The organism is Cohnella sp., from assembly GCF_041641335.1.
Taxonomy (GTDB): Bacteria; Bacillota; Bacilli; order Paenibacillales; family Paenibacillaceae; genus Cohnella.
The window spans coordinates 1-14,776 of sequence record NZ_JBEPYQ010000097.1; the positions used below are offsets into that span (position 1 = coordinate 1).

Annotated in this window: 10 protein-coding genes; 4 read left to right on the forward strand and 6 right to left on the reverse strand. The window is 59.6% G+C overall.

Going from position 1 to position 14,776, the window contains the following annotated elements:
- Both ACESLM_RS24905 and ACESLM_RS24910 read left to right on the forward strand, forming a co-directional pair.
- On the forward strand, positions 1 to 1,651 hold a 1,651-nt coding region (locus ACESLM_RS24905), incomplete at its 5' end, for a LuxR C-terminal-related transcriptional regulator (RefSeq protein WP_372635774.1).
- A gap of 188 nt (positions 1,652 to 1,839) precedes the next feature.
- A complete protein-coding gene (locus ACESLM_RS24910) occupies positions 1,840 to 3,714 on the forward strand; it encodes a PAS domain-containing hybrid sensor histidine kinase/response regulator (protein WP_483862607.1) in 1,875 nt (624 codons plus the stop codon).
- A 155-nt stretch (positions 3,715 to 3,869) separates the two neighbouring features.
- Here the strand turns inward: ACESLM_RS24910 and ACESLM_RS24915 are convergent, their stop codons facing one another.
- The 6 genes from ACESLM_RS24915 to ACESLM_RS24940 all read right to left on the reverse strand — a co-directional run bounded on the left by ACESLM_RS24915 (position 3,870) and on the right by ACESLM_RS24940 (position 12,603).
- Entirely contained in the window at positions 3,870 to 4,892 is a 1,023-nt protein-coding gene (locus tag ACESLM_RS24915) for a LacI family DNA-binding transcriptional regulator (RefSeq protein WP_372635776.1), read from the reverse strand.
- 95 nt (positions 4,893 to 4,987) lie between these two features.
- Complete coding sequence (locus ACESLM_RS24920) at positions 4,988 to 6,589, reverse strand: ABC transporter substrate-binding protein (protein WP_372635779.1); 1,602 nt, start codon at positions 6,587 to 6,589, stop codon at positions 4,988 to 4,990.
- A gap of 139 nt (positions 6,590 to 6,728) precedes the next feature.
- Positions 6,729 to 7,634, reverse strand: a complete 906-nt coding sequence (locus ACESLM_RS24925) for a carbohydrate ABC transporter permease (RefSeq protein WP_372635781.1) — start codon at positions 7,632 to 7,634, stop codon at positions 6,729 to 6,731.
- 13 nt (positions 7,635 to 7,647) lie between these two features.
- Positions 7,648 to 8,559: an ABC transporter permease gene (locus ACESLM_RS24930; protein WP_372635783.1), complete on the reverse strand. Its 912-nt coding sequence runs from the start codon at positions 8,557 to 8,559 to the stop codon at positions 7,648 to 7,650.
- A gap of 24 nt (positions 8,560 to 8,583) precedes the next feature.
- On the reverse strand, positions 8,584 to 11,391 hold the full coding sequence (locus ACESLM_RS24935) for a beta-galactosidase (RefSeq protein ID WP_372635786.1): 2,808 nt from the start codon (positions 11,389 to 11,391) through the stop codon (positions 8,584 to 8,586).
- Between the two features lie 291 nt (positions 11,392 to 11,682).
- Positions 11,683 to 12,603: a LysR substrate-binding domain-containing protein gene (locus ACESLM_RS24940; protein WP_372635790.1), complete on the reverse strand. Its 921-nt coding sequence runs from the start codon at positions 12,601 to 12,603 to the stop codon at positions 11,683 to 11,685.
- A 119-nt stretch (positions 12,604 to 12,722) separates the two neighbouring features.
- Here ACESLM_RS24940 and ACESLM_RS24945 point away from each other — a divergent pair, with 119 nt between their 5' ends.
- Positions 12,723 to 13,496 (forward strand): sulfite exporter TauE/SafE family protein, encoded by a 774-nt coding sequence (locus ACESLM_RS24945; protein ID WP_372635793.1) that lies wholly within the window; start codon positions 12,723 to 12,725, stop codon positions 13,494 to 13,496.
- Positions 13,497 to 13,578: 82 nt separating this feature from the next.
- Positions 13,579 to 14,292, forward strand: coding sequence for an SGNH/GDSL hydrolase family protein (locus ACESLM_RS24950; RefSeq protein ID WP_372635796.1), 714 nt, complete (start codon positions 13,579 to 13,581; stop codon positions 14,290 to 14,292).
- The last annotated feature ends 484 nt before the right edge of the window (positions 14,293 to 14,776 follow it).

Sequence of the window (14,776 nt, forward strand, 5' to 3'; positions counted from 1 at the left end):
CAATTCCTTGTACACGCGAGCGTCACTCAGCGAACTGGCGAGAACGATCGCCGACTACATGTCGGTGCTGGATACGACGAAGGACGAGTTCGTCAGACAGAACTTCTATCTGTATCAGCAAGTGATTCTCGCTCTTCAGGAGAAGACGGAAGCCCCGGATTCGTTCAGCGGTCCCGACTTCGACGAAGAGGCGTTTCTGGAGCGAATTCGCCAGGAGGAAACGTCGGCCACCACTCTGTTTCAATTCAGTACGTATAAAGCCCAGCTCTCCTATTTTTTGGGCGACTTCGAAGAAGCCGCTCGTTGGGCTTGCCAAGCGGAAGCTTACGAGGATTACGCCACCCACCTGCCGCATTTGCCGGAATGCCTGTTCTACGAGACGCTCGCCGCAGCGGAAATCCACGCCCGGTCGCAACGAAGCCCGTTAACGGAGAAACGGCTCGTCCGCGCTCATCGGCGCTTCGAAAAATGGACGAAGTGGAGCCCTGACAACTTTCGAGCCAGGCAGCTTCTGCTCGAAGCCGAGCGGGCGCGGGCGACCGGAAAGTCCGAGCCCGCCGAGGAAGGATACGACAAAGCGATCCGGGAAGCCAGAGAGGGCGGGGACTTCCGCGTCGTCGGCCTTGCGGGGGAGCTTGCCGCCAACTACTACGAAGGATGCGGCAAGAGAACGACGGCGATCTATTACTTGCAGACAGCCTTGGAAGGATACAAGCAGTGGGAGATGCCGTTGAAGATCCGCCAGACGGAGAAGAGGCTGCGGGAACTGCGGTGTCGGGAGAACGCGGTTTCCGCGACGGAGTGCGACGAGACGGCTCCGGCAGGCCGTCTTGACGTTATCGATTACGTCGCGGCGACATCGAGCATGCCAGGCGAGACTTACTCCCTCGACGGCGTCGATCTCACCGCCATTCTAACGACGACCCAGACGATCGCGAACCGCATGGACATGGATACGGTGCTCGCCGAAATCATGGGCACCCTTGTGAAACATGCAGGCGCAAGCAAGGGCGCTCTCGTCACCGGCAAACAGGACACGCTGCATATTCAGGCCTACGCGGATTCGGAGGCCGGCTCTCCTTCCCTGCCGATGGAATTGGCGGACAGCTCTCTTGTGCCGGAGGGCCTTATCCGCTACGTCTTCCGAACGAGAGAGAACGTCCGATACTCCAAAGACGAGGAAAGCTGGCTGGTTCACAACCCTTATATCGGGAAGCACCGGCCTCAATCGGCGCTATGCGTTCCCGTTACCGTTCATGGCAGCCTGCTGGGCGTCCTATATCTGGAGAACAAGCTTACCGGCGGAGTGTTCGCCTCCGACCGTCTCTCCGTTCTTCTCGCCATGGCGTCGCAGGGCATGATGCTGTGCGCGCTCCAGAGCTCTTCGGCCCCGTCATCGTACGCAGATCCCAGGATGGAGGAGAATTCCCCGGCCACCGCCGACTTGATGGAGGAGCCGCTCACGGAACGGGAGCTGGAGGTGCTCGCTCTGCTCGCGGCGGGGTTGTCCAACAAGGAGATCGCCGATCGCCTGATCATCGCCGTCGGCACGGTTAAGGTGCATGTCAAAAATATATTCGCCAAGCTGAAGGTTAACCGGCGCATCAAAGCGATCGAGCAGGCCAAGGAGCTCCGGCTGCTGGATAGGTAGAAAGAACTTTTGGACGAGCTAAACCGCTTTTGTAGAAAATTGTCGTATGCTACAATGAGAGCGTTAAAACTCGTTCCAAACACTGGAATCTACCGTTGGCATAACGCAGGAAAGCGAAGTGGACAACCATGTTATCGAATATCAGAGATGTCATGTTTCCGGTATCCGCTCTAGAGGAATCTTCCATCGTGGCCATCTTGGATCGCAGCGGCGCTTTTTCTTATGTCAATCCGCAGTTTTGCTCTATCTCGAAGTATGCTCCCGACGAGCTGATCGGCCGAACGTACGAATCGCTGATTAACGACGCGCATCCCGACCATTCCCTGGAAGAAATGCGGCAGACGATCGACCAAGGGAGGACGTGGAAGGGAGAAGCGCGCATCGAATCCAAGGACGGCAACCACGTCTGGCTTACGCTGACCGTCATTCCGCTCGTCGACGAACAAGGAGTCGCGCAGCAGTCGATCGCCATCGGCACGGACCTATCGGAGCGCAAGGAACATAAGCTTAAGCTCGTGCAGACGATGGAAAATCTGCGCGACATCGAGAAGGCTCTGGACGAGTCGTCGATCGTCGCCATTACCGACCGCGCCGGGGTCATTACTTACGTCAACGAGAAGTTTTGCGAAATATCCAAATACGAAAAGCATGAATTGCTCGGCAAGACGCACCGCGTCATCAATTCCGGCTATCATCCGAAAGCTTTCTTCCAACAGATGTGGAGCACGATCAAAAGCGGAGAAGTGTGGCGGGGAGAGGTCAAAAACCGCGCGAAGGACGGCACGGAGTATTGGATGAATACGACGATCGTCCCTTTCCTCGACGACGACGGAAAGCCGCGCCAGTTCATCTCGATCCGCAGCGATATTACCGACCGGGTCAAAGCCGAAGAAGCGTTGGCCGAACGTACCGAGCAGTTGGCCAGGACGCGGGACGAGGCCGTCAAAGCCAGCATGATCAAGAGCCAGTTTCTCGCCAATATGAGCCATGAGCTGCGCACGCCTCTGAATGCGATTATCGGCTACAGCGAAATGCTGCGGGAAGAAGCCGAGGAGCTTGGCGAAACGGTGTTCGTCGAGGATTTGGGAAAAATCAGCAAGGCGGGCAACCATCTGCTCGCCTTGATCAACGATATTCTCGACATTTCCAAGATCGAGGCCGGCAAGATGGATCTGCATCTGGAAACGTGCAGCCTGCCCAGCCTGATCCAGGACGTGGTCACTACGATTCGGCCTCTGGTAGAGGAGAAAGGAAATCAACTGCACTACGAGTGCGTGGAGCAGGACGATATTACGACCGATGTGCTCAAGGTGCGGCAGATTCTGATCAATCTGCTGGGCAATGCGAACAAGTTTACCGATGCGGGCGTCATTACCTTGCGCATTTTCCAAGAAACGCGGGATGACGCCGCCGGCTACAGCTTTCATGTGCAGGATACGGGAATCGGCATGACGCCGGAGCAGATGGAGAAGCTGTTCCACCCGTTCACGCAGGCCGATGCCTCGACGACGCGCAAATACGGCGGCACAGGTCTCGGGCTGGCGATCAGCCATCGTCTCAGCCAGATGATGGGCGGCGACATCCGCGTGGACAGCAAGCCGGGCATCGGCACCGGCTTCACCTGCTGGCTGCCGATTATGGCGGAGGAGTCCCGCGATGTGCCGTCTTCTGAGGCGGAGGACGAAGCGAACGCTCCGAACGAGTCCGGTACGATCGACATTTTGTTGATTGACGACGAGGCCTCCAACAGCGAGCTGATGCGGCGGTATATCGCCAAAACCGGCTGGAGCATGGCTTACGCCGGTACCGGGGCGCAAGGCATCCGCATGGCCAAGAATCGGCGGCCGGCCGTCATCTGCCTCGATATTCTCATGCCCGAGACCGACGGCTGGGACGTGCTTGCGACGCTGAAGAGCGACCCGGACACCGCCGATATTCCGGTCGTCGTCTGGACGATGCTGAGCGACCGGCAACGGGGTTACGCGCTCGGCGTCTCCGAATATTTGACCAAGCCGTCCGAACGGGACAAGCTGATTGACACGATCAGCAAGTATATTCGTTAGCCTCTAACGGCGCCTGCCATCAGGCCTGAATTTCGCGGGCTGCAAGGCTTAAGTCGCCGGAACGACAAAGAAAGGACAGCCGCCGCTGTCCTTTCTTGCTTCTTGCTTGGGACGAGCATCGCCGCCGTCCGGGCGCAAGCTGCCGACTATCCGCTTCAACGCGCCGAAGTACTCTCCCGAACGATCAGCTCCGGTTCGATAACCGTCTGCTTCTTTACTTTCTCCTTGCCGATCAGCTTGTGGAGCACCTGGACCGATATGCGCCCGAGCGTCTCCATTTTCTGGGAGACCGTCGTCAGCTCCGGATTGATCGCGGTCGCGAGCGGAATGTCGTCGAAGCCGATGATCGAGATGTCCTCGGGAACGCGATACCCCGCCCGTGTCGCCGTCTTCACCGCGCCGACCGCCGTAAAATCGTTCACGCAGAACACCGCGGTCGGCTTGCGAGCCCCTTCCAGCAGACGCTTCATGAGAAGCTGTCCGGACTCGATCGAGAAGTCCTCGTTCAGCACCCACTCCCGGGGAGTATCCAATCCGTGCTCCCTCATCACCTTCTTGAACGCCCGGACCTTCTGCGCCGTCGTCGACATGTTGTCGTGCCCGCCGATAAACGCGATCTCCCGATGCCCCAGCGCGATCAGATGACGGGTCGCCATCTCCGCGCCCATCGTCTCGTCGATGTAGACGCGGTGCAGCGAGCTGCCCGGCAGGTTGCCGTTGATGAGCACGAGCGGAGTGCGGCTCGCCGCCTCCTGGACCTCCTCGGCCAGCTCGGTGCTGCAGCGGGACAGATTGATTCGGCCTCCCATGAACAAGATGCCGTCCACCTGCTTCTCCCGCAAAATGTTCAAATACTGCGACTCCCGCTCGTAGCTGCCGATCGTATCGCACAGCAGGAACGTGTACCCTTTGTCCCGCGCTTCCTTCTCGATTCCGGAGAACACTTCGGGAAAGAACGGATTCGTAATATCCGGCACGATGACGCCGATCGTTCCCGTCTCTTTCTTTGACAGGCTTCTGGCAAGCGCGTTCGGCTGGTACTGGTATTTGTGGATCAGCTCCATAATTTTGTCCCGGGTCGCGCCCTTGACGGGTGCGGTGTTGTTGAGCACCCGCGACACCGTCGCGACCGAGACTCTCGCTTCGTGAGCGATATCGTAGATCGTTACCTGCTTCAAAACCATCCATCCTTAACTCGGCCAGCTTTTTCGTTCATCATAGCATTTCCCGCCTAACCTTGGAAAGAAATTCATAGGAGGACGACCGGTTCCGCTTAGCCTTCGACGAGTTTCTTGAATTCGTCCAGCTGCCGTTGAATTTCCTCGACCGCTTTGTCGTATCCGGCCGCCTTCAGCTTGGCGCGGAACTCTTCGACCGCCTTGGCCGGGTCGCCGGCTTTGCCCCAGACGATCGCGGGTCCCAGCTCTCCCGTCACCTGGGAGTTGGCCGTCAACTCGGCGTCGATCTTGGACTTGTCGAAAATGAACCGGCCGTACGGATAGGGCTCCTTGTAGCCGTCGTACTCCTCGTAAAGCGTGGAGATGCCGTCCCATACCGTATCCGACGGAATCTCGAACCGATCGACGCGTCCGCCCCAGAAATCGGAGTAATAGGCATCCCGGGCTTCGTCGTAGCCGTCGGGAAGAACCCGCTTGCCGTCCTTGATTTCGTATTGAACCCCTTCGAGCCCGAAGTTGATCAGTTGATAGATTTCCTTGTCGTTGCGGATCAGATCGTACGCCATCAGCGCTCTCTCCGGATTCTTGCTGTGCGCGCCCACGGAAGTGCCTCCGTGCGTAATGGACAGCTCCGGCAGATTGCCGCGCGTGCGGGAGAACGGGAACATGAGCAGCTCGGAGCCCGGCTGGTCTTTGTCCATGTTTACCCGTAGCGAAGCGTAGGTCTGCGTATGGTGCTGGTCCGCTGCGGTCAGTCCGGCCCTCAGCAGCGACCGCGTATCCCCTTTGTAGTTCAGAACGTCTTCGCGCCAATAGCCTTTGTCAGCCCATTCCTTCGTCATCGTCGCCATTTTCAGGAACACGTCGTCGAAGATCGGGCTGGTCGCCGTATATTTCTCGTCATACGATTTGGCATGGAATACCGGCAAGTACCCGGTGCCGATCGGCAGCTCCAGCATATCCGTATACGACTGGGCGAAGCCGATATAAGGTCCGACGCCGCCCGATTGCGTATCCCAAGGCACGACGCCCTGCTTGTTGTCCTTCACGTACTGGAAGTACTTGCCGAGCGTCTCGAAATCCTTGATCGGCTCGTTGATGCCGGCTTCCTTCGCCCAATCGCCGCGATAATAGATGCCGTGGTTGACCCACTGGGTAAAATCGTTCTCGGGAATGAGCACGATCTTGCCGTTGAACTTGCTCTCGTCCCAGTCCTCCGGAGGAATCGATTCCCAAGTCCGGGGCGCAAATGTCGGCAGCAGGTCGTCGATGTTCATGAACGCGCCGCGCTGGGCGTTGTTCCACGTATCGAGCCAGTCCGTCGCGATCGTGATCAGGTCGATCGCCTCTCCCGAAGCGAGCGTCAAGTTGTATTTCGTCTGCCAGTCCGCCCATTCGATCCATTTCCACTCCAGCTCCGCGTTGATTTTCTCCCTCATCAGCTGGTTGACCTTCTCGAACACTTTCTCGAATTGGCCGTTGGTCGGTTTGTCCCCGAGCACCAGATAGCTGATCTTCACGAACTTGGACGTGTCTACGCCCCCTTCGCCTTTAGAGGCGCTGGCGGATTGAGACTGGCCGCCCGACGATTCGGCGCTCCCCTTGTTTCCTCCGCTATTGCTGCCGCTGCAAGCGGCCAGAGCGACGACCAGAACGAGCGATAGTGCCATGAACAGAAATTTCTTCCCTCTGAACATCCTTTTTTCCTCCCCTGGGATTTCGATTTTTCCACACCATATCTGTAACCGGTTTCATTCCTATGTGAAGGAGCTGCCTGTTGCGGCGTCTCCGGCACATCTTGCTCTTGCATGGCTTCGACCGCCTGCGGCCCCGGCTTCAGCCTTTGACCGCCCCGACGGTAAGGCCCTTAATGAAATACCGTTGCACGAACGGATAGAACAGAATGACCGGCCCCGTCGCCACGATCGCCGTAGCCATCTTCATCGATTCGAGCGGCATGTCGCGCAGCGGAACGTTGGATGCGGCCGACGAATTGCGGATAAAATCCGCCCTGGTGATCACGTTGTACAGAAACAGCTGAAGAGGCCGGTATTCCACGTCGGAGGTCAGGAACAGCATCGCGTTGTACCATTCGTTCCAGTAACCGAGCGCGATGAACAGTCCGATCGTCGCCAAGGCGGGAGTCGTCATCGGCAGAATCAGCCGGCGGAAAATCGTGAAGTCCCCCGCTCCGTCGATCTTCGCGGATTCGGTAATCGCATGCGGGATCGACTGCACGAAAGCTTTCATCATGATGATGAGGAAAGGAGTGAGCAGGCCCGGCAGGAGCACCGAGAGATAGTTGTTTTTCAGGCTGAGATACTGGGTCATGAGCAGATAGAACGGGACAAGTCCTCCGGAAAACAAAGTCGTGAAATAGATATAGAAGGATATCCGGTTCCGATAAGGAAAATCCGGTCGCTGCAGCGCGTATCCCGTCATAGCGACGAGAAACAGTCCGATCGCGGTTCCGAGCACGGTGAGGGCAATCGTCACGAAGTACGCGCCGATCACGAGTTTCGGGTTCTCGAAAACGATCCGGTACGCGAACACGGTGAAGTCCTTCGGCCAGAAATTGAAGCCGTTCGATTGGATAGAACGCTCGGAAGTGAGCGACGTGCCCAGGACGAGCACGAAGGGCATCACGCACGCGAGGGCGAACGCGCCGATAAAACCGTAGCCGACGAAACGGACGAGACGCTCCGACGCGCTCGATCGAATGCTGCGGGAAATCTGTTCCATTGTTTTCGCCCTCCTAGAACAAAGAATGGTCCGGGGATGTTTTGCGGACGACCCAGTTGCAGGTTACGACGATGACGAAGCCGAAGACGGACTGGTACAGGCTGACGGCGCTTCCCGTCGAGAAATTGAAATTGTTCATGAGCGTGCGGAAAACGTAAGTCTCGATAATGTCGGTGGTCGGGTACAGCATCGTGTTGTTGGCGCCGACGAGATTGTAGAACAGTCCGAAGTTGCCCTTCAGGACGCCGCCGAGCGAGAACAGAAGGAGGATGATGAACGTCGGCTTGAGCCAGGGAAGGATGATGTGGACGATGCGCTGCAGCGCGTTCGCTCCGTCGATCTCCGCGGCTTCGACGATCTCGTTGTCGAGACCCATAATCGCGGCGAAGTAAATGATCGAACCGTAACCCGTCGTCTGCCACAGGTACACGATGACGATGATGAAAGGCCAGATGTTCGGATTGGAGTAGGTTTTAACCGGATCGAGTCCGACGGACACCAGGAAGCTGTTCAGTACCCCGTAGTCGTAGCTGAGAAAATTGTACGCGATCAGCCCGATGAGCACGGCGGAGATGAAGTAGGGCAGGAAGAGAAACGTCTGGGCGATTTTTTTGAACCATTTTCTCCGCAGCTCATTGAGCAGCACGGCCACGAACACTTGTAGAGCGTTGCCGATCAGAATAAAGGCCAGATTGTATAAAATCGTGTTGATCGTCAGGCGCGCCAAATCTCCGTTAATGACCAGGAAGCGGAAATTCTCCCATCCGACGAACGGACTGCGGAAGATCCCGTCGGTGTAGTTGTACTTTATGAAAGCAAGGTATAAGCCCGGCATCGGCAAGTAAGCGAAGATAAGGAAGAAAACGATGGCGGGAAAACACATCAGCAGCAGCGTGCGATGGGTCCAAAGCCGTTGCAGCCGCATCGGCGGCACCTCCTTCCGGAATGGTCAGGCCGGTATAAAATCGAGCCGTTCAAGCACGCCTTCCGCGTCCGCGTCGATCGCCTCGAGCAGAAGCGACAGCCGTTCCCCGGAACCTCCGTCGCCGAGCCATGGACCGGGAATCCAGAACGAACCCGCGTCTCCCCCGCTTATGATCGGACGCTCCGTTCCCCCTTCAAGCCACAGGCGCGAGACGAGACGGTCGCCGACCAGGACGCTGAGCTTCAGCCCCGAGCCGCGGACGCGGACACGCCAGCCTTCGTCGCTCGGAGAGGCGGGAAGCGGCGCGAACAGCCAGCGCATCTCTCCCGGCTCCAGCCGGCAGGGCCATTCGGCGGCATCTTCCGACGCTTCGCCCGATCGGACGCGCGCTTCGGCCGCAAGCTCTCGTTCTGCCGCTCCGGCCAGCCTCCACTTCCGCGCCGCATTCCCTTCGTAGACGACCGCGTCTCCCGCCCCGGCTTCCGTCGTCCGCTCCAGGAACGCTGCCAGCAGCGCGGCCTCTCCCGGAACGACGTACGGCGTTACGTCCAGATAAGGATCGTACGGATCGACTTGGCCCGCGTCGACTCCGTTCACGTAAAGACGAACCCTTCCCTGCAATCCGTCAAAATGAACCGTCCACGAATCGGCGTCCGCCGCGGCCGGGAACGACCGCCTGAAGCATTCGAGCGCCGGCCTCTCCGAAGACAGCCAGCCGCCGAAGCCCGCGATCGTCCAGGAGCGGTCGTCCAGCTCCGGGCTCGCCCATTCGGCGAGCCGTTCCCGATCCGCCCCTCCGACGTATCGCGTTCGCCAGTTGCCTCCGAGCCGATGTACCTTGGCGACGGACACGACGTCCTTCAGCCCCTTCGCCGACGAAATATCGAGCCCGGGCAGACGGACATCGTGGAAGTTGGAATGTCCCCAGATTTCCGCGCGGACGGCCAGCTTGCGGACGGCCGTGTCCGGCGAATCCACGTAGCGGTCAGCCCCTCCCGGAACGTAGGTGCCGCGGTAAGCGCCGTCGGCGTATAGCGACAAGACGTCGCTCGCCCGGCGCAGCAGCCATCCCGTCCGCTTGCCAGCGGCGGCTTCCCCGAGTTCGGCTTCATACCAGGCGTAGCCCCGATAGACGCCATGCTTCTCCAGGAAGTCCAGGCGCGGGACGGAGCGAAGCTCGGCTCCGCCCAGCGGAGCGGTCGGATCGGCCGAAGCCGCCGTCCACCGCATAGCTGTCTCGACGGGCCGGCCGTCATACCGCTCGCGCGGCTTCGACTCGATCTCCCCGTCCGCTCCGATCCGCTCGGCCGTTAAGGCGGTCTCCCTGTCGACGATCGCCAGCGTCAAGCGGGAGCCGTCCGACTTGGTTGCGCGAATCCATGCCGGCCGCTGTTCTCCGAATGCGAATCGGATACGGCTGCCGTCGTTGGCTGGCTCCGCTCCTTCCGTCTCCCAGACGAGCGCTTCGGCGCAATCGCCGATCGCCAGCTCCCCCGCTCCTTCCGCATGGAACGCGATCAGCAGACCGCTCTCGTCTTCCTGCCGCAGGAACAGCTCCGCGGTCGAATGCAGCAGCGTTCCCCATTCGGCAATCGGTACATTCGTCGGCAGCGCGACCGAGCCCCCGGCCGCCAGCCGAAGAGGAACGATTCGCCCGTCCGGCAGACGGAGCGGAATGGCCTCGGCCCTGTGCGGCTCCTCTTGCGTTCGCTCTCCCGCATGATGAAGGAATACGAGCTGCCCTCCGCGGCTTAGTCCGAGCGCCCGGGGACCGAGGACGGCTTGGGACGCCTCTTCTTCGACGCCGATTGCCGGGGGGGCGGCCAGCGGAACCGCCTCGGCGAGCGATTCGCCGTAAGCGTCCATGAGCCGCCTCAGAAGGCGGCCTTCGTAAGCTTCCGGGCGAATGCGGCCTTCGGGCGAGATCATCCCTCCGAAATCATAGTCGGACGTCAGGAAGGCGAGCGGATCGCCCCAATTGTTGGTCGCGTTCGAGAAGCCGTAGTCCGTTCCCGACATTTGCAGGTACGGACCGAGCAGCTTGACGCCGCAGGACAGCAGTCGGCGCAGCAGGAAATGGGAACGGTTCGTCTCGGTCACGAGCAGCGGATAGTTCCGTTCCGCCAGCCGTTCCCGGTAGCGGAGCACCTTCTCCTCGAACTCGGGATCGCGATCGTTCGGATAGAAGTTGCACGCCGGAACGACTTCCTCCGCGTCGCCGGTCGCCTCGTACAGCCCACCTTGCCCGGCGCAGGCAATCAGCGGCACCTCGATCCCATGTCGAAGCGCCATGTCCCGCAGCGCTTTCATGTAGCCGGCAGGGTCCTGGCAGCCGTAGAAATCCAGCTCGTTCTCGAGCTGTACGCAGAGGATCGGGCCGCCTTCGGACAGCTGGTACCGACGCAGAATCGGCAGGATGCGGTCGAACCAACGGGACACGTGCCGAAGGTAGACGGGATCGTTATCCCTCAGGCGAATGCCGTCCTCGGCCAGCAAGTAGGCGGGAAGGCCGCCTCCGTCCCATTCCGAGCAGATGTACGGACCGGGGCGGGCGACGGCGAGCAAGCCGGCTTCCCGAACCGCTTCCAGGAAAGCGTCGGCATCCCGGTCTCCGTCGAAGCTCCACTTCCCTTCCGACTCTTCGTGGAAGTTCCAGGGAAAGTAAACGTCGACGCAATCGTACCCGTACGCCCGGAGCGCGGCCAACCGCTTCGCCCAACGCTCCCGGGGAATTCGGAAATAAAAGGCGGAAGCGCATAGGACGAGCTTCGCCTGTCCGCGAATCCGAAGAGCCTCTTGAGACAATTGAATGGGGGAAATGCTTGGCAACATTCTTATCTCCTCCTTCTTCACGAAACCCGGGAGCCCTTGCGCCTCTTGCAGTTGCTGCTCTCTTTATTATGTAACCCGTTTCATGAATCCGGTTACATATTGTCGAAAAAACAAGGATGCTGTCCATTGAAGCATCCGGATTCCTTCGCGAGTGAAACGGGTTACATTTAAATGAAGCGCTTTCATGAAGAATATATACTGACCTCCTCGTTTTTGTCAAGAGTATCCTTGATTCATTTGGCCAGTTTTCTTCCGCTTCGAACATGCAGCGAGCGCAGCCGGCGCAACCGCCTATCGCGGGAAAGCTCCGGCCCCTCGCTCAGCCGGAGAAAGCGTCCCTTGGCTGAACGCGATCAGGTGCTCGCGAAAAAGCGAAGCCGCCGCCGGCAAGGCACGATCCTTGCGCCAAGCGAGTCCGATCGTGCGATGCGGGGAACGATCGGCCAGCGACAGCGCGGCCGCGTCCTTCATCGCCACTCCGTCGATCCGGGGCAGCAGGGCGATTCCCAGATTGGCGGCGACAAAGCCGAGAACGCCGATGGTTTCCTCGCCTTCGAAGACGACCTGCGGTTCCCTTCCGTTCTCCAGGAACAGCCGATCCAGCAGCGCCCTGCTGCTGAAGCCCGGCTTTAAGGCAATGAACTTCTCGTCGGCGATCTCCTCGAATTCGACCGACCTGCGGCCTGAGAACGGGTGGGTTCGATGCACGAACACGAACAATTCCTCCGTCCACAGACTCCGCCATGCGATCTCCGGCGCCGTATCGATCACCGCCGACAAGCAGAAATCCGTCTCTCCTCGACGAAGCTGCTCCAGCATGGCCGACGACGAATCCTGATGCAGCTTAAACGAGACATGCGGATAGCGTTCCCGGAAGCTGCCGAGCAGCCGGGGGACGAAGGAAATTCCGAGCGACTTCAGGCAGGCAAGCGATACTTCGCCGAATTGCGTCTGCTGCAGCTGACGCAGCTCCAGCTTTGCCTCTTCCATCTCCTGCAAGATTCTCGCGGCTCTGGCGTAGAAAGATCGGCCATAGCGATTTAACCGGACGGTTCGCCCCTGCCTGTCGAACAGATCGACCCCCAATTCCCGCTGCAGCTTGGCAATGGATCGGCTGAGCGCGGGCTGCGAGACGGAGAGCCTCTCCGCCGCTTTCGTGAAATGCTCTTCCTGCGCCGCCGCGCGGAAATATTCAAGCTGCTGCCATTCCATCCGTTCGCCCTCCTTTTTCAATGCAATTATAACATCATTATCCTGCAAATGATGCATTTCACTTATCCGATTCACTGTGATTTACTAGACGTAGATTGGAAAGGAAGTGACTCGCTCTCATGCTTGTGCAAGTCGCCCTATCCATGTTCGCGATCGGATTGCTGCTCGGTTTCGTAGGCGCGGGCGGGTCGGGCTTCATCATCTCCATCCTTACGGTCGGATTCGGCTACTCGATCCACACCGTGCTGGGAACCGCCTTGCTGGCCATGCTGCTGTCTTCGCTCTCCGGCGCGGTCAGCCATTACAGGCAGGGCAACATGCGGCTGGGCATCGGCGTCGTCGCCGGGGCGGGCGGCGCGGCGGGAGCCTGGTGGAGCTCCGGGCTCGCGGTAGACATCCCCGGCCGGACGCTCGGCATGCTGACCGCGAGCATGCTGATTCTGTCCGGAGCGGCCCTGTGGCTCAGGCTGCGCTTCGGAGCTCGGCGCGTCGCGGCGGCAGCCGAGGAGCCGGCGGCCGCCGCGAAACGCGAAACGCTCCGGAGCCGGCTTGGCGCGCTCGGCATCGGACTCGCCACAGGCACGATGTCCGGGCTGTTCGGAATCGGCTCCACCCCGTTCATCCAGCTCGGCCTGATCGCCGTGCTGGGTCTGTCCGCGCGGCTGGCCGCGGGCACGACCATGGCGATTATCGTTCCGATCGCGCTTGGCGGAGGGCTCGGCTACTACCGGACGGGCCATCTGGATCCGTGGCTGCTGGCGGCGGTCGCCCCGAGCATCATGCTCGGCTCCTATCTGGGCGCCAAGCTGACGGGGCGAGTTCCCGTACGATTGCTGCAAGGAGCGGTCGTCGCGGTGCCGATAGCGGGCGGTTTGATTCTGCTGATCGGCTAACGGCTGCGCGGCTGTCCGTTTTGGGTTGACGGAAGCCTGCAAAGCCGCGGGACCCATTCACCGAGAAGAAAGGATGTCGAACATGAACCTGTCGGATTGGAAGCAGCGCCCGGAAATCTCCCGGCGTTTCGTCGCTTTCGGTTCAAGCAATACAGCTCTGACCGCGGACAACGAAGGGCGGCTCGGCTGGGCGGAATGGCTGCACGTTCAGGCGCGCGAACATATCGGAAGCCATGTCTCCGTCATCAACCAAGGAGTCGGAGGAGAGACGACCGATCATCTGCTGGACCGGATCGGACGAGACGTCGAGCCTCTGTCTCCTTCGCTGGTCATCGTGACGATCGGCGGCAACGATATGATTACGGAGATGCCGCTTCACCGGTACAAGACGAATCTGCAGCGGATTTGCTCGATCGTTCGCTCCTTCGGCGCCGAGCCGGTTCTGCAGACGTATTACTGCCCGGTATACGAAGACAGCGGCATCCCCGGCTTCCGGCCGCGCTTCGAAGCCGCCATGGATGCCGTCCGACAAACGGCCGATGAACTGGGAACCGTTCTCGTCGATCAATACTCGCATTTCGAGCCGTTCTATCGGACCGCCCCGTCCGATTACCGCAAGCTGATGAGGGATTGGCTTCATCTGAACGCCTGCGGCAATCTGGCCATGGCGCGATACTTGCTGGGCCGTCTGGGGCTGCCGCCGGCGAATGCGCCGCAGAGCCTGGAACCGGAAGCAAGCCTCCTTCTCCGGCGATTGGAGACCTCCCCGGTAAGCGGCCCGTTCTCGAACGGATAGACGAGCTTGAAAATATTAAAAGAGCAACGGCGGTGCAGGGATCGCTTGTACGGGCTGGCGTTGGATGATCAAGTGTTTCTCGTTTCCTCCATGAGAGAATCTTGCGTCCACGGCAATCGGGGCAATCAAATCGTCGCTCGCGGGCGCACATTAAGCGGGGCGTACAAAGAAAAACGTGCATGTATCTTCCGGCAGCTGCCTCATACATACTGTCCTTTTCAGGATCGTATAGCAGCGGATGAGGATACATGCACGACAACATTCTCTATCGATAATCGTCCTGTAGCTCCCGGTTGTCGGGGCCGTATTTGCGAATTAAGTCCATCACGGCGCGAACTTGCCTTTTGCCCTCCATCTCGCTGTGGGTCCGCTACTCTCCGGTCCGCGCTGCTGGCATGGTATACCCTCGTTCTGGCATACATGTAGACATCCTTCGTTCCCGGTACGTGCCTGCCCCAATGCCGCCGTCCGAATACCGCGCTCA